Here is a 20,914-nt window from a genome sequence, read left to right as displayed (position 1 = left end):
TGATTTCTAAATTATTATATTTAAAATATTTTAAATATATTATTAAAAAATAATATAATTTATGTTTATTAAATAATCATTTTCATAATTGTTCTGCTCTAATGATATGATGTTTATCATAATTAAATGATAATAATAAAAATTTAGCTTAAGATAAGAGATTTTATTTTTATAATGATTGAATTTTTTAGTAGTGTTTTTAAGATTTCAGATATTAGTAAAAAAAAACTTATCAATAAATTTAAAGATGCTAATTTAATAGTAAATGATATTTATATTGAATACATTTATTTTTTGTATACTAAAGAATTATTAGATAAAAACACAAAAGATCGTTTTAAGTCTTTAATTCAATGTAAAAATCATTCAAATAAAGATATGCATAAAGGTCGTTTATTATTAGTAATACCTCGTCTTGGCACTATTTCATCATGGTCATCTAAAGCTACAGATATTATTCATAATTGCAATTTTCATCAAATAATTAGATTAGAGCGAGGTATAGCTTTTTATATTAAATCATCATATTTAAATAAATCACAATGGCAAAAAATATCCATTATGTTACATGATCGTATGAAAGAATCAACATATGATGATTTTTCAAAAGTTAAATATTTATTTAGTGAATATTTACCAAAGCCATTTAAAATTATTGATGTAATGAACAAAGGACGAAATGCTTTAGTTAAAGCAAATATGGCATTTAATTTAATGCAAACAGAAGAAGAAATAGATCATTTACTAAATTTTTTTGTCAAATTAGGACGTAATCCAACTGATATTGAAATTTATATGTTTGCTCAAATTAATTCTGAACACTGTCGACATAAAATATTTAATGCTAATTGGGTAATAGACAAAAAAAAACAAAAAAAATCCTTGTTTAAAATGATAAAAAATACTTTAAAACAAACTCCAGATTATATTCTTTCAGCATATAACGATAATGCATCAGTTATGGAAGGTCCCAAAATTAGTTATTTATTCCCTGAAGATAAAAATAAAAAATATACTTATCATGCAGAAAATTTACATATCTTAATGAAAGTAGAAACTCATAATCATCCAACCGCTATATCTCCATGGGAAGGAGCAGCTACTGGAGCCGGTGGAGAAATTAGAGATGGAGGATCAACTGGACGTGGTTCAGAGCCTAAAGCTGGATTAGTAGGTTTTTCTGTTTCTAATTTGTTTATTCCTGGCTTTGAACAACCTTGGGAAGTACATTTTGGCAAACCAAATAATATAGCTAGCGCTAAAGATATAATGATTGATGGTCCATTAGGTAGTGCTATGTTTAATAATGAATTTGGACGTCCAATATTAAGCGGTTATTTTCGTACTTATGAAAATAAAATTCACACCCATAACGGAATAGAAATTCGTGGTTATCATAAACCAATCATGTTAACAGGTGGCATTGGTAATATTAGAAACAAGAATATAAGAAAAGGAAAAATATCAATTGGTATGAAAATAGTTGTTTTAGGAGGTCCAGCAATAAAAGTTGGTTTAGGTGGTAGTACTGCATCTTCTGCAATATTATCAAGTTCTAATAAAAAATTAGATTTTGCTTCAGTACAGCGCGCAAATCCAGAAATGGAACGTCGTTGTCAGGAAGTTATTAATCGTTGTTGGCAATTAGGAAACGAAAATCCGATAATATTTATTCATGACGTTGGTGCCGGAGGTTTATCTAATGCTGTAACAGAATTAATTAATTCTGGAAATTATGGTGGTTGTTTCAATATTCGTAATATTTTAAGTGATGAAAAAGATATGACTCCTATGGAGTTATGGTGTAATGAATCTCAAGAACGTTACGTAATTGCAATTGAATCTAAAAATATAATTAAATTTGATCTAATTTGTAAAAGAGAAAAAGCACCTTATTCGATTATTGGTGAAGTTACTAAAAAAAGAAATATTACATTAATTGACACTTATTTTAATAATAAACCTGTTGATATACCTATTGATATATTGATGGGGAAAATGCCGAAAATGACTATTAATACATCAAGTAAACAAGCTCAGAAGATAAATTTAAAATTTGATAATATTACATTAAATGATGCAGTTAAACGAGTACTTCATTTACCGGCAGTATCAGAGAAAACATTTCTTATATCTATTTGCGATCGTAGTATCAGTGGTCTAGTATCAAGAGATCAAATGATTGGACCATGGCAGGTTCCAGTTTCAGATTGTGCAGTCGTTGCAGCTAGTTTTGATAGTTATTATGGTACAACCTATTCTTTAGGTGAACGTCCAATAGTTTCTTTATTAAACTTTACTTCTTCTAGCCGTCTAGCAGTAGGTGAAGCACTAACTAATATAGCTGCTTCGAACATTGGCTCTTTAAAAAGAGTAAAAATGTCTGCCAACTGGATGGTTGCACATGGTCACCCAGGAGAAGATGATGGTTTATATCAAGCAATAAAAAATATAACCGAAGAATTATGTCCTATTTTAGGTATAACTATTGCAGCTGGTAAAGATTCTATGTTTATGAAGACAAGTTGGTATAATAAAAATATAAAATATGAAATGGCTTCTCCTATGTCCTTAATAATTACAGCTTTTGCTCAAGTAGAAGATATTCGTCTTACTGTTACTCCTCAGATAAAATCTGATCTCGATAATATGTTGATATTAATTGATTTAGGTGAAAAAAATAATTTTTTGGGAGCAACATCATTATCTCAAGTGTATCGTCAATTAGGTAAAGAAACTGCTGACGTAAGAGATATAAAACAATTAAAAAATTTTTTTAATGCAATACAAAGATTAATTGTAATGAAAAAATTACTAGCCTATCATGATAGATCAGATGGAGGATTATTAGTTACACTAGCAGAAATGGCATTTGCTGGTCATTGTGGTATTGATATTGACATATTTGCATTAGGTAATGATGTTTTAGCTACATTATTTAATGAGGAATTAGGAGCAGTTATTCAAATTAATAAATATGATTATGAAATAGTGAATACAGTTCTTTATGAAAACAATCTTTTAAATTGTAGTTATTTTCTTGGTTGTGCACAACAAAATGATTTTTTCGTAATTCGTTCAGGTAAAAAAGGAGTAGTTTATAGTGAAAAAAGGTCTGTTCTTCGTGAATGGTGGGCAGAAACAACTTGGCAAATGCAACGTTTACGTGATAATCCAATATGTGCTGATCAAGAACATGAAACAAAAAAAAATAATAATCCTGGATTAAATGTTAAATTAACATTTCAGCTAAAAACATTTTCGATACCTTTAAAAAACAAACATCCTCGAGTTGCAATATTACGTGAACAAGGTATTAATTCACATGTTGAAATGGCAGCTGCTTTTAATCGTGCTGGTTTTATTACAATTGATGTACATATGAATGATTTAATTTATGGATGTTTTAGTTTAAAAAAAATTCAAATTTTAGTTGTTTGCGGTGGTTTTTCTTACGGTGATACATTAGGTGCAGGTAAAGGATGGGCAAAATCTATCTTATTTAATTCACGTCTTTATGATGAATTTGCAAGCTTCTTTCATTTAGATCAAACTTTGACGTTAGGTGTATGTAATGGATGTCAAATGTTATCTCATTTGAGAGAGATTATTCCTGGAAGTGATTTATGGCCTCATTTTACTCAAAATAAATCAGAAAGATTTGAATCACGTTTTGTTCTTATAAAAGTAATTGATAGCCCTTCTTTATTTTTTAAAGATATGACAGGTTCTATCATTCCCGTAAGTGTATCACATGGTGAAGGTTGTATAGATAATCATATAACTAAAAATATATTAGCTCTAGAAAATAAAAATCTAGTTGTATTAAAATTTGTTGATAATTTCGGGAAGGCTACAGAAATATATCCTGCTAATCCCAATGGGTCTATAAGAGGGATTACATCAGTTACTAATGAGAATGGACGTGTTACTATAATGATGCCACATCCTGAAAGAGTATTCAGGACTGTAAGTAATTCCTGGCATCCAATGGATTGGGAAGAAGATAGTCCATGGATGCAGATATTTTATAATGCTCGAAATCAATTTTTATAATTGAAATTTAATAAAATATTATTAATAGCATTTATTGCTGAATATTTTATGTTTAATATTAATATCTTAATTTATTTATTACTATTTTTATACAATTATTTTAAATAAAATAAACACATCTTTAATATTTTTAAAATTTGATTTTTTTATTTTTTTAAATTAAGAGATAAATGGAGCATATGATGTTAAAAAAATTAAAATTTTCAGATTATGATATTGAGTTATGGAAAGCTATTGAACAAGAAAAATTACGTCAAGAAAATCATATCGAATTAATTGCTTCTGAAAATTATGCAAGCAAATATGTTATGCAAGTGCAAGGTTCACAGCTTACTAATAAATATGCTGAAGGTTATCCAGGAAAACGTTATTATGGTGGTTGTCAATATATTGATATAATAGAAAAATTAGCTATTACAAGGGCAAAAAAATTATTTAATGCTGATTATGCTAATGTTCAGCCTCATTCTGGTTCTCAAGCTAATTTTGCAGTCTATACAGCCCTACTAAAACCACAGGATACTATACTTAGCATGAATCTTAATCAAGGTGGTCATTTAACTCATGGTTCATCTGTTAATTTGTCTGGAAAACTTTATAAAGTAATTCATTATGGAATAGATAAAAATGGAGAAATAAATTACAATCAAATTGATTGCTTGGCAAAAGAACATAAACCAAAAATGATTATTGGTGGTTTTTCTTGCTATTCTGGCTTATGTGATTGGGCTAAAATGCGAAAAATTGCAGACAATATTAATGCTTATTTATTTGTAGATATGGCACATGTTGCCGGATTAGTGGTTGCTGGTATTTATCCAAATCCTGTTCCATACGCACATGTTGTTTCTTCTACTACTCACAAGACCCTTGCTGGTCCACGTGGTGGTATTATTATTGCAAAAAACGGGGATAACTCTATGTATAATAAATTAGATGCTTCTGTTTTTCCATGCAATCAAGGTGGTCCATTAATGCATATTATAGCAGCTAAAGCTATTGCATTTAAAGAAGCAATGGAACCTAAATTCAAAGATTATCAAAATCAAGTAGTAAAAAATTCCCAAGTTATGGTAAATACTTTAATGAATCGAGGTTATAAAATTGTTTCCAATAGCACCTTTAACCATATGTTTTTAATAGATTTAACAAATAAAAATATAACCGGGAAAGAAGCTGAAATTGCATTAGATAATGTTAATATCACTGTAAATAAAAATTCCATACCTAACGATCCTAAAAATCCATTTATTACATCAGGAATTCGTATTGGTACTCCAGCTGTGACACGTCGTGGTTTCAAAGAAGCAGATGTATTTAATGTAGCTAACTGGATTGCTTATATTTTAGACAATATACACGATGAAAAAATTATGCTAAATATAAAACAAAAAGTTTTGAATATTTGTAGTTGCTATCCTGTTTACTTATAATAATTAACAATAAAGGTTTATTAAATAAAAAAATTAGCAATTTTATTTGATTATTATTAAATTAAGTAAAAAATTATTTTCAATGTGCTATTGAAATTTATATATATAAATATTATTTACCATTATTAAATTTTATTAGATTTACATTCATATTATATAAAAATATTTTACATTTATTAATAAATATTTAGAATAGTAATTCTAATTAAAAAATTATATCTATGATATAGATTTGTTTGGTATTTGTTTTAATAGAGATAATATTTGATATAAATCAAAATATTAATTTAATTAATTATATTAATTACAAATATATTTATAAAAGATTATTTATTAATTTGCTTTTAGAAAAAAACATAATATGTTATTCTATCATTTTTAATGATATATGTTCAGATTATATTTGGAATTTATTATATATATTTTTGTTTGATTTTTATTTAGACTATTGTTATTTCTTTAATACCTTTTTATTTAAAAAGGTATTTCTCTGACTAATCTAAATTATACGTATTAAATATTCACTATACTGAACAAGAAATCTTTATCTTTACTTCTTGTTACAAGGAGAGTTTATTATGTTTGATACTAAAATTAATAATAATGGCAATATAGAAAAAATTGAGACAGAACAAAGAACAAGCAATGCATTATATGGTTCTATCTCATGGAGTGCTATTTTTACAGGTGTAATCTGTACTTTGATTTTACATATTATTTTAACTTTATTAGGAACTGCAATTGGTACTTCTAAAATTAATTTATTAAAAAATCAAAATCCTTTTCAACATTTAGATAATAGTCTATTAATTTGGATTGCCTTAACTATGATACTTTCTATATCGATAGGTAGTTACATGGCTGGACGTTTAGCAAAACGAGAAGGAGCATTACATGGACTATTAGTATTTAGTTTAACTACACTAATTACTTTATGGTTGGGATTTTCATTTGCTAGTAATATTTTTAGTACTATGTTAAGTATTGCTAACTATGGTCTCAAAGAGACGGAAAGTAATATTGGTAATCAAATTGTACATATTGCTAAATATTATGAAAATCAAACAAAAAAACCTGATGATAATCTTAATATCAATCTAAAATATAGATTACATCAAACTTCGTATTTAAAAAAACAAAATTTACAAAAAGAATTTACAAAAGTAGATAATAAAATATCTTTCTATAGAACCGATTTACACAATCCAAATGTAAATTTTATTAATTGGTTGAAAAAAGATAGTAAGGAGGATAGTGCTAAGGAATCAAATGCTAAGGAATCAAATGCTAAGGAATCAAAGAAAACTATCAAAGTTCATGTTAAAAAAGTTGATCAAAATGAAGAACTAAGTGATAAAAACAAAAAAGATAATAATCAAGAAACTAAAAAACATGAAAAAACAGTTGAAAATAATAATGCTAATGACTACATAAATGAATCAGCTTTTAAAGCCACTTGGTTTACTTTTGGTCTATTAGTTATTGAAGCAGTGTTATCTAGTGTAATGGGAATGTTAGGGTATCGAAATCAACTTAAAAAACTATAAGAATATTTTATAGTTAAGAAAGGCTACATGGATGTGATGCCTTTCTTTTTTGTTAAAAAATTTTTCTTATATTCAGTAATAATGCTTTTAATATATTGATATTAGCTGCAATAATATTTCCTGTTTTTTTATAATCGTTATTACCAGTAAAGTCAGTAATTAAACCACCTGATTCACGTATTAATAGTTCACCAGCAGCAAAATCCCATGGTTTTAATCCAAATTCAAAATAACCGTCTATACGTCCTGCCGCTACATATGCCATATCTAGTCCTACTGAACCAGTACGACGAAAATCTATATTATTATCATTAAATATTGTATTAATTTTATTAATATACTCTTTATTATATTGTTTAGTATTATCAAAGCGGCCAATAGCTAATATAGTTCCGCTTAATTCAAGTGCATTGCCGCAACGCAACCTATAACCATTAAGTTGAGCTCCTTGACCACGTACGGCAGTAAATAACTCATTTAATATAGGAGCATATACTACAGCTATCTCATTACGATCCTTAATCATTAAGGTTATTGAAATCGAAAAAACAGGTAAACATTTGATAAAATTATGAATACAATCTAAGGGTTCAATAACCCATTTTATATCTTTATTTTTACTATAAACATTACCATTTATTGCAGTAAATATAGTATGTTGCGGATATGCTTTATGAATTATTTCAACTATTGAATTTTCAATTTCTTTTTTTATACTATTAATAACAATATTATTAATTTGATTTATTTCAATAGAACCTACGATTTCATAATTCTTAGCAATTAAATTTCCAGCTTTTCGGGCTGCACGTATAGCAATATTCAGCATTGGATGCATCAGTATGTCTCATTAGATATTAAAATTAGAGAGGTAGGAAAACTATTTAAAAATAAAATATTATATTAAATAACTTTAATATTATTAATATCTTAATTAAATTTTTACGTTTAATCAACTGTAGTCTTAAATATAGTTAAGATTAATTTTTTTATTATTATTGTTTAAATTAAAATTAATTAACATTAAAATATTCTACCATAGTTAATATGGAATTAAAAAATACATCATTATAATACTAGATTTTGATTATTAACATTTGATATATCATAGAATTTTTATTCTAGACATTATGTTGTTAATTAACAGAAATATATTAAATTTTAATGATTTATAAATCAAATCTTATTTGAGATAATAAATCTTATTATAAATTCGATTGTTAAAACTTTTATTAAAGAAATAAAATTATTTATTTGGTAGCCAATTAGTGGAGTCATTATAAAATGAAATTACCAATTTATTTAGATTATGCTTCAACTACACCAGTAGACTTACGTGTTGCTAATAAAATGATGCATTTCTTAACTATAGATGGGATATTTGGCAACCCTTCTTCTAGATCTCATAGGTTTGGTTGGAAAGCAGAAGAAGCAATAAATATTGCTCGTAGTCAAATAGCAGAAGTAGTTAATACGGATCCAAAAGAAATAATTTTCACTTCTGGTGCTACTGAATCAAATAATTTAGCTATTAAAGGAACCGCTCAATTTTTCAAAAAAAAAGGTAAACATATTATAACCAGCAGTATAGAACATAAATCAGTTTTAGATACCTGTAATTACCTGGAAAATAAAGGATTTAAAATAACTTATCTAAAGTGTTCAAATAAAGGTATTATATCTATTGATGAATTACAATCTGCTTTAAATAAGGAAACTATTTTAGTTTCAATTATGCACGTTAATAATGAAATTGGTATTATTCAAGATATTGCTGCTATAGGAGAATTATGTTATAAATATAACATTATATTTCATGTAGATGCAGCACAAAGTGTATGTAAATTACCAATTGATCTTAATAAGTTAAAAATAGATTTAATGTCTCTTTCAGCACATAAAATATATGGACCAAAAGGTGTTGGTGCTCTTTATGTTCGTAACAATCCATATAATAAGATTGAAGCTCAAATGCATGGTGGCGGTCATGAACGTGGTATTAGATCTGGAACTTTACCGGTACATCAAATTGTAGGAATGGGTGAAGCCTATAGCATTGCAAATAAAATACTTAAAACAGAAAATATACATACAAAATTTTTACGAGATAGATTATGGAATGGAATAAATAAATTAGATAATGTGTCTATTAATGGTGATTTAAAATTTAGTATATCAAATATTTTGAACGTAAGTTTTAACAATATAGATGGTGAATCTTTAATTTTAGCTTTAAAAGATCTTGCTATTTCTTCTGGTTCGGCCTGTATTTCAACTGATTTTAAAACTTCTTATATACTACTTTCTTTAGGTTTGAGCGAAGAACTAGCATCTAGTTCATTTAGATTTTCTATTGGGAGATTTACTACTAAAGAAGAAATTGATTATGCTATTTCGTTAATAAACAAATCTGTAACTTGCTTAAATGAATATGATCATTATAAATGAAAAACTTGTTAGCTAAAAATAAAAAGTATATCATCTAAAATTAATGGAATATAATAAATTCTTATCCTTTATATAAGGAACTACTTTTATAATAGTTAATAAAATTTTTTCAAAAAATTATAAAAATTGAATAATTTGTTATGTTATATGAAATTAATTTAAAATTAATACTTATTTTACATAAATCAAAAGAGGGTTACAAAACTTTATATGGCAATCGAACAAACTCTTTCTATTATTAAACCAAATGTAGTTGCTAAAAATATAATAGGTAAAATTTTTAACCGATTTGAAAAGAAAGGTTTTAAAATTATTAGCATAAAAATGCTTAAATTAAGTCATCAACAAGCTGAATGTTTTTATAAACAACATATATCCAAACCTTTTTTTAAAGATTTGATTAATTTTATGATTTCTGGTCCAATAATTATATCTGTTTTAGAACGCGAGAATGCAGTTAATTTTCATAGAACTCTAATTGGTGATACTAATCCAATGAAAGCATTAAAAGGTACTTTAAGAGCTGACTATGCCGATAACTATACTGAAAATGGATTCCATGGTTCTGATTCTATAGAATCAGCATTATTTGAAATTAATTATTTTTTTAAAAACAACGAAATATATTCTAATAAATCTTAATTAAGAATAGTTAATATAAATTATTAACAGGAAATATTTTTACTTATTTATTTAAATGTTTTATAATGTTTTTACAAACAATATAGAAATCTTTGATTATTAAATATAATGTGTTGCAATAATAATTCCCTAGTTGGAACAATATAAAATAGTGAATTTATCGGAGTTTATGTTTTCTAGTGATTATCAATCAAAAATTCAAAAAGTTAATCTTTTAGATTTCAATAGGAATAAATTAAGAGAATTTTTTATTTCATTGGGAGAAAAATCATTCCATGCAGATCAAGTAATGAAATGGATTTATCATCATTACTGTCAAGATTTTGCAATAATGAGTAATCTTAATAAAGAGCTACGTTTAAAATTAGTAAAATTTGCAGAAATAAGTATACCTACAGTAATTAAAGAAATTAAATCTTGTGATGGAACTATCAAATGGTCTCTAAAAGTTAGAAATGAAATAATAGAAACAGTCTATATCCCAAATGTTGATCGTGCTACACTATGTATTTCATCACAAGTTGGTTGTGCGTTAGGGTGTACATTTTGTTATACTGGAAAACAAGGTTTTATTCGTAATCTACGTACATCTGAAATTATTGGTCAGATTTTATGTATATCTAATATTTTGAAATCTAGAGAAGAATTCATTGATATGCATCCAATTACTAATATAGTCATAATGGGTATGGGTGAGCCATTGTTGAATTTAAAAAATGTGGTAAGGTCAATCTCTATTATGATAGATAGTCTTGGATTTGGTTTTTCTAAACATCGAATAACTTTATCAACCTCTGGTATAGTACCAGCACTTAATAAATTGGGAGATATGGTTGATGTTTCTCTTGCTATATCATTACATGCACCGAATGATGCCCTAAGAAATAAAATAATACCTATAAATAAAAAATATAATATTAAGATGTTTTTAGAATCGACAAAACGATACTTAACTAAATCCAATGCCAATCAAGGAGTAGTTACAATTGAATATATTTTATTAAATTATGTAAATGACTACAGTTATCATGCATATGAGTTAGTAAAGCTACTTAAAAATTTGCCATGTAAAATAAATCTTATTCCTTGTAATTCCTTTCCAGGTTCATCTTATTGTCGTAGTTCTAATAATCGTATAGCTCTCTTTGCAAAGATATTAATGGAACATAAATTTAATACTATCATTCGTAAAACTCGTGGAAGTGATATCCAAGCTGCTTGTGGACAATTAAGTGCTAATTCAAAAAATTGTGTTGATAAAAATGATTAATAATCATGTATTAAATACTTAATGATTTTAATAAAATTAATAAATAATTTAATGAACTGTAAAACTTTAATAGTTTATATTATCTATTTTAATTAAAATAGATAATTATCTTAATATTGTTTTTCTTTATCGTATGTATGTTGCTATTTATAAAGCAATTATGGAGAAATATATGAATAACGAAAAACCCATTGTTAGACGTAAATCAAAACGTATTTATGTAGGAAAAGTACCTATTGGAGATGGAGCACAAATAACTGTGCAATCAATGACCAATACTATTACTACTGATATTTCTTCAACAATAAATCAAATTAAATCTCTCAAGCGTGCAGGAGTAGATATAATTAGAATTTCAGTACCAAATATGGATGCTGTTGAAGCATTTAAATTAATAAAAAAAAAAGTGGACTTACCATTAATAGCAGATATTCATTTTGATTACCGTATTGCATTAAAAGTTGCTGAATATGGAGCTGATTGTTTACGTATTAATCCAGGTAATATTGGTAATGAGAAAAGAATTCGTATGGTTGTTGACTGTGCAAAATATAATAACATTCCTATTCGTATTGGTATAAATGCTGGTTCTTTGGAAAAGGATTTAAGAAAAAAATATGTAGTACCAACACCGGAAGCAATGTTGGAATCAGCTATGCGTAATATAGATTATTTAGACCTTCTAAATTTTGATAAGTTTAAAGTTAGTGTAAAAGCATCAAATGTGTCTCTTGCTGTCAGCTCTTATCGTTTACTTGCAAAACAAATAGATCAACCGTTGCATTTAGGTATTACCGAAGCAGGAAACATAAGAAATGGTACAGTTAAATCTGCTATTGGAATCGGAATACTTCTTTCTGAAGGTATTGGCGATACAATACGTGTTTCATTAGCAGCAGATCCAGTAGAAGAAGTTAAAATTGGTTTTGATATTCTTAATTCTCTAAATATTCGTTCACGTGGAATTAATTTCATTGCTTGTCCTACTTGTTCACGTCAAGAGTTTGACGTTATAGAAACTGTTAATGAATTAGAAAAACGTCTTAATGATATATCTACACCGCTAGATGTTTCTATTATCGGTTGTGTAGTAAATGGACCTGGTGAAGCTATTACATCAACTATAGGCATAGCTGGAGCAAAGAAAAAAAGTAGTTTTTATGAAGATGGATTACGCAAAAAAGAAAAAATTGATAATAAAGATATAATTAATGAATTAGAAATTAGAATCCGTAATAAAGCATTAAAAATGGATAAAAAATATTTATTTTAATACAAAAAATTATTTTAATTTACAACTGTTTTACAGTAAGGATTTTTTAATGTGATTAAAAATATTCAATCAGTTAGAGGTATGAAAGATTACTTGCCTATTAATACCGCTATATGGCAATCCATTGAAAATATATTAAAAAAAATTTTAAGTAATTATGGTTATAAAGAAATTCGTTTACCAATTATAGAGCAAATGTCTTTATATAAAAGAGCTATTGGTAAAGTTACTGATTTAGTTGAAAAAGAGATGTATACTTTGATTGATCGCAATGGTGATGTACTTACTTTGCGTCCAGAAGGTACAGCTGGATGTATTAGAGCTGGAATAGAGCATGGTTTTTTGTATAACCAAGAGCAAAGACTTTGGTACATGGGTCCGATGTTTCGTCATGAACGTCCACAGAAAGGACGTTATCGTCAATTTCATCAACTAGGTGTAGAAGTATTTGGTATAAAAGGTCCTGATGTAGATGCAGAACTAATCCTTTTAAATACTCGTTGGTGGAAAAAATTAGGGATAGATAAACATATTCGTCTTGAAATTAACTGTCTTGGATCATTTGAATCTCGTGAAAATTATCGTAATATACTAATTAGATTTTTAGAACAAAACAAAAACTTATTAGATGAAAATTGCAAACGTAGTATGTATATTAACCCTATGAGGATACTAGACAGTAAGAACCCTGTAGTTAAAAATTTAATAAAAAATGCTCCAATAATTATTGATTATATTGATAATGATTCCCGTATTCATTTTGAAGGACTTTGTAAATTACTTGATAATCTAGGTGTTTCATATGAAATTAATCATTATTTAGTTCGTGGACTTGATTATTATAATCGTACAGTAATTGAATGGATTACAGATTATCTAGGTGCTCAAGGTACAATTTGCGGAGGTGGTCGTTATGATAATCTAGTTAAGCAGTTAGGCGGTCATTCCACACCAGCTGTAGGTTTTGCCATAGGTATAGAGCGTTTGGTTTTTTTAGTTCAAGAATTAAATCCTTGTTTTAAACAATTAAGCAATTATGATATTGATGTTTATATCATATCTTACGGTTCAAATACGAAAATAATAGCTATGTGTTTAGCTGAAAAGTTGCGTGATGTAATGCCTGAAGTAAAATTAGTTACAAATTTTGGAGAAGGAACTATAAAAAAACAAATTACACGTGCTATTAAATGGGGAGCAAAATTAACAATAATATTAAGTGAAGATGCAATAAAATCAAATAATGTTATTCTTAAAGATTTAAGAAATGGTACACAAAAAAATATACTACAGTCAGAAATTATAAATGTATTAAAAACTTTATTAAAATAAAATTTTCTATGAAAATTATAAATATATAAAAACTAAGATAACGGATCAGTTAGTCATGTATACAAATGAAATTTCTAAATTAAATACAATAAAAGAACTTATTTCCAGAAGAAAAAAAATATTGATTATAAGTACGATATTTTTTATTTCTATTCTTATGCTAATTGTAAGTGGTTGGTTATATTTATATCAAAATTATAACGAAAGTAACATTAAAAACAAACATTTATTTGAACAATATCAAAAAATAATAAATTTAATACAGTTTAATAAACCTAAAACTTTTTTGTCTAAAGAATCTTTGAAAAATATCAATACTTTTATAAATACAAATAAAAATATCTATGGTGTTATGGTGGGGATTTTATTAGCTAAATATTATATAAATAATAATAACTTAGATAAAGCTTTTTTATTATTAAAAACAAGTCTAAAATATACTAAAGATCCAAATTTAATATCATTAATTAATTTGCGTTTAGCACGTATTCAAATTGAACAACATAAATTTGATGAGGCACTTAAAACTCTTGATTACATTAAAATAGATGACAGTTGGATAAATATGGCTTATGATCTTCGTGGAGATGCTCTATTTGGTAAAGATAAAAAAAAGCTAGCTAAAGACGAATGGACTAAAGCAGCAGAAGCCCAAATGTCTATCATATATAATCAAATAGTGAAAATGAAATTAAATAAATAATATAATTGAGTATTGAGTTAAGAGAAAAAATATGAAATTAAAGAACTATTTACTACCCATATTACTTTTATCTTTATTAAGTAGTTGTTCTTTATTTAATCCTCAACAAGAAGATAATATTCAGATTAAATCATTACCAAAGATTAAAAATCAATTTCATCCTAAACAGATTTGGAGCAAAAAGATTGGGAATGATCATAATTTTATTTATGATAATTTATTTTATGATAACTTGATTTATGATAACTTAAAACCTGCTTATCAAAATAATGTATTATACGTTGCAGATAGAGTAGGTATTATACAAGCATTTGATTCAACTAGTGGAATAGAAAAATGGAAAGTTAATCTTTCTGAAAATCATAATTCTATATTCAATAAAAATTCATTATTATTATCAGGTGGTATAGTGGTAGATGGTAATAGTATATATATTGGCAGTGAACGTGGTATATTATATTCATTCAAAACACAAGATGGATCATTGGCGTGGAAAACAAAGGTAATAGGTGAAATCTTATCATCTCCTGTAATTAGTGATGATTTAATATTTGTATATACAAGTAATGGTTTTATACAAGGTTTAAATAAAAATACTGGAGAAATTAAGTGGAGTTTTGAAGTAGGTATATCAAATTCTTTATCTATTAGAGGATTATCTAATCCTGTAATTTTTTTTGATAATTTAATTATAAAAGATAATAATGGTTCAATTAATGTTATATCAATAAAGAAAAATAAATTAATATGGAAAACAGACATTTCGAGTATAAGTAATAAATCAATATTTAAAGATATAAAAGATATTAATATTAGTCCAGTTGTTCTTAAAGGAATTATTTATGCAGCCTTTGATGGTTATATAACTGCCTTAGATTGTAATTCAGGAGAAATATTATGGCGACGTAATATAGGAACGATAAAAAAATTGATTGCAAATAAACATACCATTTACATAGTAGATACCAATGACGTCTTATTTGCTTTAAATAGTGATAATGGTAGTGTTATATGGAATCAAAAGAACTTATTACATCGTCAATTAACATCTCCTGTAATATATAATAATTATTTGGTTATTGCTGATATGAAAGGTTATTTGCATTGGATAAATGCTGATAATGGAAAATTGGTTACAAAACAAAAATTAAATAAATCCGGATTTCAGATTTCACCTATTATTGATGGCAAAATTATCATAATAAAATCTAATAATAGTTATATTTATTCACTTCATATTTAATAATATTAAATTAAGGAATAATTTAATTATTAGTTGATTTTAAATTATTTAGATCTTATATGCTATTTGTATAAGATCTTAAATAATTAATAAAAAATTTATTGTAATTTAATAATATTAAATTAGTTATAATGTTAAAAGGTGTTTGCATGAAACCAGTTATTGCTTTAGTTGGCCATTTTAATGTAGGTAAATCTACATTATTTAATAGGTTAACTCACACATTTGATGCATTAGTATCAGATATTCCAGGATCAACACGTGATAGAAAATATGGTTTTATGCAATTATCAGGAATAGAATTTATTATAGTTGATACTGGTGGTATTAATGATATTAAATCTGGTGTTGAAAGTTGTATAACTTCACAATCTTTAATAGCTGCTAAAGAAGCTGATATTATATTGTTTATTGTTGATGCTATTACTGGTTTAATCAATGATGATCAAAAAATAGCAAAATATTTACATTCATATAAAAAGTTAACTTTTGTTGTGGTAAACAAAATAAATGGATTAGATATTAATTCTACCATTTTTGATTTTTATTCTTTAGGTTTTAATAACATATGCGTTATTGATGCCTATAATGGATACGGTATCAGTAATCTACTTAAAAAAATATTTTCATCTTGGAACAATTATAGTAATTACATCACAAATAAAATTTATGTATCATCTACTGATGATAAAAAAATAAATTATTTAGTAAAAACAAAAAAATCGCAATTAATTGATTTACCTATTAAATTGGCAATTGTAGGTCGTCCTAATGTTGGTAAATCTACTCTTATTAATAGTATTTTAGGTGAAAATCGTGTCATAGTACATAACACACCTGGTACTACACTTGACAGTATATATATGTCAATAAAATATTTAGATTATAATTATATTTTGATTGATACAGCTGGAGTACGTAAACGTAGTAATATTAACCAAACAATCGAAAAAAATTCCATCCTTAGGACATTAAAAGCTATTGATTATTCTAATGTAGTTATTTTAATGATTGATGCACATGAAGATATTACTCAACAAGATTATTATTTGCTTAATTTTATTATTTATAAAGGTCGATCTTTGGTTATTGTAATAAATAAATGGGACAGCTTGTCAATAAAAATTCGTCATGAAATAAAAGAAAAAATTAAATTGCGTTTAAGGTTTGTTAATTTTGCTCGAGTACATTTCATTTCTGCATTATATAATATAGGATTAGAAGATCTATTTAAATCAATTAACGAAACTTATAATTATTCAACAAAATATATTAATACTTCTTTGTTAACTAACATTATGCATGCAGCTGCTAAAAATTGCAAGCCTCCTTTAGCACAAGGTCGATACTCCATTAAAATGAAATATGCACATATCGGTAGCTATAATCCTATTACCGTGGTAATTCATGGGAATCGGATAAAATATTTACCAGATAACTACAAACGATATTTAGCAACATTTTTTCGTAAGTCCATGAATATAATAGGTTCTCTAATTTATATTCAATTAAAAGAAGGTGAAAATCCTTATATAAAAAATCATAACATATTAACTAAACAACAGCAACGTAAACGTAAAAGAACAATCAAATATGTAAAGAACATGCATTAATTTCATTATATTTAGTTATTACAGATTAATATTAAAATGATTGATTATTTAATTAAATAATTAAGTAAATGATTAATATTTTTTTCTTGCAAAAAATACTGGAAGAAATTAATTATATTCTGTAAAATATCATTGCAATATTTTATCTATTTAAATCAATTAAAGATGGAGTATTGCTATGTTTAAAATTATCAAAAAAGCATTAACTTTTGATGACGTATTGCTCATTCCTGCATATTCTACAGTTTTGCCAAATTGTGTAGAACTTAAAACTAAATTGACTAAAAATATCGATTTAAATATCCCCATGATTTCTGCTGCTATGGATACTATTACTGAATCTGCTTTAGCGATTGCTTTAGCACAAGAAGGAGGTTTGGGTTTTATTCATAAAAACATGTCTATTAGACATCAAGTAAATGAAGTATATAAAGTAAAAAAATATGAAAGTGGGATTGTTATTAACCCTCGCACAGTATTGCCAACCACTATGTTATCTGAAATTAAATATTTAACTAAACGTAATGGTTTTGCTGGGTATCCAGTAGTAGACCATAAAAATAAATTAGTAGGTATTATTACTAGCAGAGATGTAAGATTTATAACTGATTTAACTCAGCCTGTTTCTTCAGTAATGACATTAAAAGATAAATTAGTAACAGTAAAGGAGGGTGAATCTAGAGAATTGGTTTTACAAAAAATGCATGAAAAACGTGTAGAAAAAGTATTGATTGTAGATGATAAGTTTCAATTGTCTGGTATGATTACTGCAAAAGATTTTCAAAAAGCTGAACAAAAACCTAACGCTTGTAAGGATGAGCAGGGTCGTTTACGTGTTGGAGCTGCAGTTGGTGTTGGTGAAGATAACAAAGAAAGAATAGAAGCATTAGTTACGATAGGAGTTGATGCTTTATTAATAGATTCTTCACATGGACATTCTAAAATAGTATTACAGTGTATAAATAAAATAAGAACTAAATATCCTAATTTGGAAATAATCGCAGGTAATGTAGTTACAGGAGCAGGTGCATTAGCATTAGTTGAATCAGGAGCTGATGCAGTTAAGGTTGGAATTGGACCTGGTTCAATTTGTACTACACGTGTTGTAACAGGTGTAGGAGTGCCACAAATTACAGCTATCTTTGATGTAGTTGCTGCTTTGAAAAATATGGAGATTCCAGTTATTGCTGATGGAGGTATACGATTTTCTGGGGATATTGCAAAAGCAATTGCTGCAGGAGCATTTTGCGTAATGGTTGGTTCAATTCTAGCTGGTGTGGAGGAATCACCAGGTGAAATAGAACTTTATCACGGTCGAGCATTTAAGTCATATAGAGGAATGGGGTCCTTAGGAGCAATGGTAAAAGGATCAGCTGATCGTTATTTTCAGTCTAACTACAACAATACAAAATTAGTACCAGAAGGAATTGAGGGTCGTGTTCCTTATAAAGGTAATTTAAAAGAAATTGTTCATCAACAAATGGGCGGTTTACGATCTTGTATGGGATTAACTGGTTGTTTGAATATTAATGATCTACGCACTAAAGCTAAATTTGTACAGATTAGCGATGCAGGAATGAAGGAAAGTCATGTACATGATATAATGATAACTAAAGAATCTCCTAATTACAGTTCTAGATCATAATGATATCAATTCTATAAATTAAAATTGAATAATAATTCTTTTTTTAATTAAAAGATTTTTAAGGTTTTACGGAATGAAATCCAATGACGATAAAAAATATATATGAATATCGTATTTTAGTTATTGATTTTGGTTCTCAATATACTAAATTAATTGCAAGGCGCATACGTGAAATAGGAGTTTATTGTAAAATTTTGCCATGGAATATTAATGAAAAAAAAATTTACCAATTTAGTCCTAATGGAATTATCCTCTCTGGAGGGCCTCAAAGTTCTATAGAAATAAATAGCCCACGTGCACCTAATTGTGTGTTTAGTATAGGTGTTCCAGTAATGGGTATATGTTATGGCATGCAAACTATGGTTATACAATTGGGAGGACAGGTAATTAGTTCTGAAAAACGTGAATTTGGTAATACTAAAATTAAAATCACAAAAGTAATACCTTTAATTGATAACATAAATTATAATATTGATTCGTATGGTAATATGTTGTTAGATGTTTGGATGAGCCATGGAGATCAAGTACATTCCCTACCAGAACATTTTCGTGCAGTCGCCAGTACTAATAACTGTCCTTTCGCTCTAATAGTTAATGAAAAAAAACATTTTTATGGTTTACAATTTCATCCAGAAGTTACTCATACTAAGCAAGGTGTTGATATTTTAAAAAATTTTATTACTAACATATGCTTATGTAAAACATTATGGATGCCAAAACAAATTATTAAACATTTAATTAAAAAATTAAGAAATAAAATTGGTAATTACAAAGTAATATTAGGTTTATCAGGTGGTCTTGATTCATCTGTTACTGCCATGCTTCTACATCTAGCTATTGGAAGTCAATTAATTTGTATATTCATTGATAATGGATTATTGCGTTTGCAAGAAACAGAAGAAATAATGAATATTGTAAAAACAAATTATAATTTAAATATTGTATACATTACGGCTGAAAGGAAGTTTTTAAATGCATTAGCAGGAATTAAAGACCCAGAAGAAAAACGTAAAGTCATAGGTTCTACTTTTATTGAAATTTTTAATGAAGAAGCTAAAAAATTAAAAAATGTAAAATGGTTAGCCCAAGGTACTATATGTTCTGATGTAGTTGAATCAGAAATTTCTTTAACAAAAGGAAAATTTAATTTTATTAAATCACATCATAATGTAGGAGGTTTACCTAAAAAAATGCATTTATCTTTAGTTGAACCTATTAAGAATTTATTTAAAGATGAGGTCAGACAAATTGGTATAGAGTTAGGTCTTCCCAATGAAACTTTGTTTCGGCATCCTTTTCCAGGACCAGGTTTAGGCATACGAATATTAGGTGAAATAAAAAAAGAATATTGTGATTTATTGCGTAAAACTGATGCTATCTTCATTGAAGAGCTACAAAAACATAACTTATACAATAAGTTAAGTCAGGTTTTTACTGTATTTTTACCTATTAGATCAGTCAGTGTAATGGGTGATAATAGAAAATATGATTGGGTTATTTCACTAAGGGCAGTTAAGACTGTTGATTTTATGACTGCAGATTGGGCACATTTGCCACATGAAGTGCTTGCTTGTGTATCTAATCGTATAATTAATGAAGTTAATGGTGTATCTCGGGTTGTATATGATATTAGTAGTAAACCACCTTCTACTATTGAATGGGAATAATTATTATAAATAATAAAGTAAAATAAAGTAATATTAATTTAT

At 26.8% G+C, this 20,914-nt stretch carries 14 protein-coding genes; 13 read left to right on the top strand and 1 reads right to left on the bottom strand.

Annotation, left to right across the window (positions count from 1 at the left end):
- The first annotated feature begins 174 nt into the window (after positions 1-174).
- The 3 genes from purL (at position 175) to CRV09_RS01480 (ending at position 7,036) form a co-directional block, all read left to right on the top strand.
- Complete coding sequence (purL, locus tag CRV09_RS01490; protein WP_136132359.1) at positions 175-4,056, top strand: phosphoribosylformylglycinamidine synthase; 3,882 nt, start codon at positions 175-177, stop codon at positions 4,054-4,056.
- A gap of 182 nt (positions 4,057-4,238) precedes the next feature.
- Positions 4,239-5,489 (top strand): serine hydroxymethyltransferase, encoded by a 1,251-nt coding sequence (glyA, locus tag CRV09_RS01485; RefSeq protein ID WP_422386570.1) that lies wholly within the window; start codon positions 4,239-4,241, stop codon positions 5,487-5,489.
- A gap of 578 nt (positions 5,490-6,067) precedes the next feature.
- A complete protein-coding gene (locus CRV09_RS01480) occupies positions 6,068-7,036 on the top strand; it encodes a YrzE family protein (protein WP_136132357.1) in 969 nt (322 codons plus the stop codon).
- A 52-nt stretch (positions 7,037-7,088) separates the two neighbouring features.
- Here CRV09_RS01480 and suhB read toward each other — a convergent pair whose 3' ends face one another.
- Entirely contained in the window at positions 7,089-7,874 is a 786-nt protein-coding gene (gene suhB / locus CRV09_RS01475) for an inositol-1-monophosphatase (protein ID WP_136132356.1), read from the bottom strand.
- Between the two features lie 446 nt (positions 7,875-8,320).
- On the opposite strand from suhB, the gene CRV09_RS01470 reads away from it, so the two are divergent.
- The 10 genes from CRV09_RS01470 (at position 8,321) to guaA (ending at position 20,872) form a co-directional block, all read left to right on the top strand.
- Positions 8,321-9,484 carry an IscS subfamily cysteine desulfurase gene (locus CRV09_RS01470; RefSeq protein ID WP_136132355.1) on the top strand — a complete coding sequence of 388 codons (1,164 nt, stop codon included), beginning with the start codon at positions 8,321-8,323 and terminating at the stop codon, positions 9,482-9,484.
- Positions 9,485-9,694: 210 nt separating this feature from the next.
- The gene (ndk, locus tag CRV09_RS01465; RefSeq protein ID WP_136132354.1) at positions 9,695-10,126 is read left to right on the top strand and encodes a nucleoside-diphosphate kinase; all 432 of its coding nucleotides are present in this window, start codon (positions 9,695-9,697) and stop codon (positions 10,124-10,126) included.
- 169 nt (positions 10,127-10,295) lie between these two features.
- Positions 10,296-11,396, top strand: coding sequence for a dual-specificity RNA methyltransferase RlmN (gene rlmN, locus CRV09_RS01460; protein WP_136132353.1), 1,101 nt, complete (start codon positions 10,296-10,298; stop codon positions 11,394-11,396).
- A gap of 172 nt (positions 11,397-11,568) precedes the next feature.
- Positions 11,569-12,669 (top strand): flavodoxin-dependent (E)-4-hydroxy-3-methylbut-2-enyl-diphosphate synthase, encoded by a 1,101-nt coding sequence (ispG, locus tag CRV09_RS01455; RefSeq protein WP_136132352.1) that lies wholly within the window; start codon positions 11,569-11,571, stop codon positions 12,667-12,669.
- Positions 12,670-12,720: 51 nt separating this feature from the next.
- Positions 12,721-14,001 (top strand): histidine--tRNA ligase, encoded by a 1,281-nt coding sequence (gene hisS, locus CRV09_RS01450; protein WP_136132351.1) that lies wholly within the window; start codon positions 12,721-12,723, stop codon positions 13,999-14,001.
- Between the two features lie 55 nt (positions 14,002-14,056).
- A complete protein-coding gene (locus CRV09_RS01445) occupies positions 14,057-14,704 on the top strand; it encodes a YfgM family protein (protein ID WP_136132350.1) in 648 nt (215 codons plus the stop codon).
- 31 nt (positions 14,705-14,735) lie between these two features.
- Complete coding sequence (bamB, locus tag CRV09_RS01440) at positions 14,736-15,947, top strand: outer membrane protein assembly factor BamB (protein WP_136132349.1); 1,212 nt, start codon at positions 14,736-14,738, stop codon at positions 15,945-15,947.
- A 149-nt stretch (positions 15,948-16,096) separates the two neighbouring features.
- Complete coding sequence (gene der, locus CRV09_RS01435; protein ID WP_136132348.1) at positions 16,097-17,560, top strand: ribosome biogenesis GTPase Der; 1,464 nt, start codon at positions 16,097-16,099, stop codon at positions 17,558-17,560.
- Positions 17,561-17,738: 178 nt separating this feature from the next.
- Complete coding sequence (guaB, locus tag CRV09_RS01430; RefSeq protein WP_136132347.1) at positions 17,739-19,205, top strand: IMP dehydrogenase; 1,467 nt, start codon at positions 17,739-17,741, stop codon at positions 19,203-19,205.
- Positions 19,206-19,288: 83 nt separating this feature from the next.
- Positions 19,289-20,872, top strand: coding sequence for a glutamine-hydrolyzing GMP synthase (gene guaA, locus CRV09_RS01425; protein WP_136132346.1), 1,584 nt, complete (start codon positions 19,289-19,291; stop codon positions 20,870-20,872).
- Positions 20,873-20,914 lie beyond the last annotated feature (42 nt).

Source organism: Candidatus Pantoea edessiphila (assembly GCF_002933345.1).
In the GTDB taxonomy this organism is placed as follows: Bacteria; Pseudomonadota; Gammaproteobacteria; order Enterobacterales; family Enterobacteriaceae; genus Pantoea_C.
This window is presented reverse-complemented; position numbering and strand designations above follow the sequence as displayed.

Coding starts and splice junctions, on each gene's coding strand:
- purL (WP_136132359.1), top strand. CDS start 175: ATGATTGAATTTTTTAGTAGTGTTTTTAAGATTTCAGATATTAGTAAA.
- glyA (WP_422386570.1), top strand. CDS start 4,239: ATGTTAAAAAAATTAAAATTTTCAGATTATGATATTGAGTTATGGAAA.
- CRV09_RS01480 (WP_136132357.1), top strand. CDS start 6,068: ATGTTTGATACTAAAATTAATAATAATGGCAATATAGAAAAAATTGAG.
- suhB (WP_136132356.1), bottom strand. CDS start 7,874: ATGCATCCAATGCTGAATATTGCTATACGTGCAGCCCGAAAAGCTGGA.
- CRV09_RS01470 (WP_136132355.1), top strand. CDS start 8,321: ATGAAATTACCAATTTATTTAGATTATGCTTCAACTACACCAGTAGAC.
- ndk (WP_136132354.1), top strand. CDS start 9,695: ATGGCAATCGAACAAACTCTTTCTATTATTAAACCAAATGTAGTTGCT.
- rlmN (WP_136132353.1), top strand. CDS start 10,296: ATGTTTTCTAGTGATTATCAATCAAAAATTCAAAAAGTTAATCTTTTA.
- ispG (WP_136132352.1), top strand. CDS start 11,569: ATGAATAACGAAAAACCCATTGTTAGACGTAAATCAAAACGTATTTAT.
- CRV09_RS01445 (WP_136132350.1), top strand. CDS start 14,057: ATGTATACAAATGAAATTTCTAAATTAAATACAATAAAAGAACTTATT.
- bamB (WP_136132349.1), top strand. CDS start 14,736: ATGAAATTAAAGAACTATTTACTACCCATATTACTTTTATCTTTATTA.
- der (WP_136132348.1), top strand. CDS start 16,097: ATGAAACCAGTTATTGCTTTAGTTGGCCATTTTAATGTAGGTAAATCT.
- guaB (WP_136132347.1), top strand. CDS start 17,739: ATGTTTAAAATTATCAAAAAAGCATTAACTTTTGATGACGTATTGCTC.
- guaA (WP_136132346.1), top strand. CDS start 19,289: ATGACGATAAAAAATATATATGAATATCGTATTTTAGTTATTGATTTT.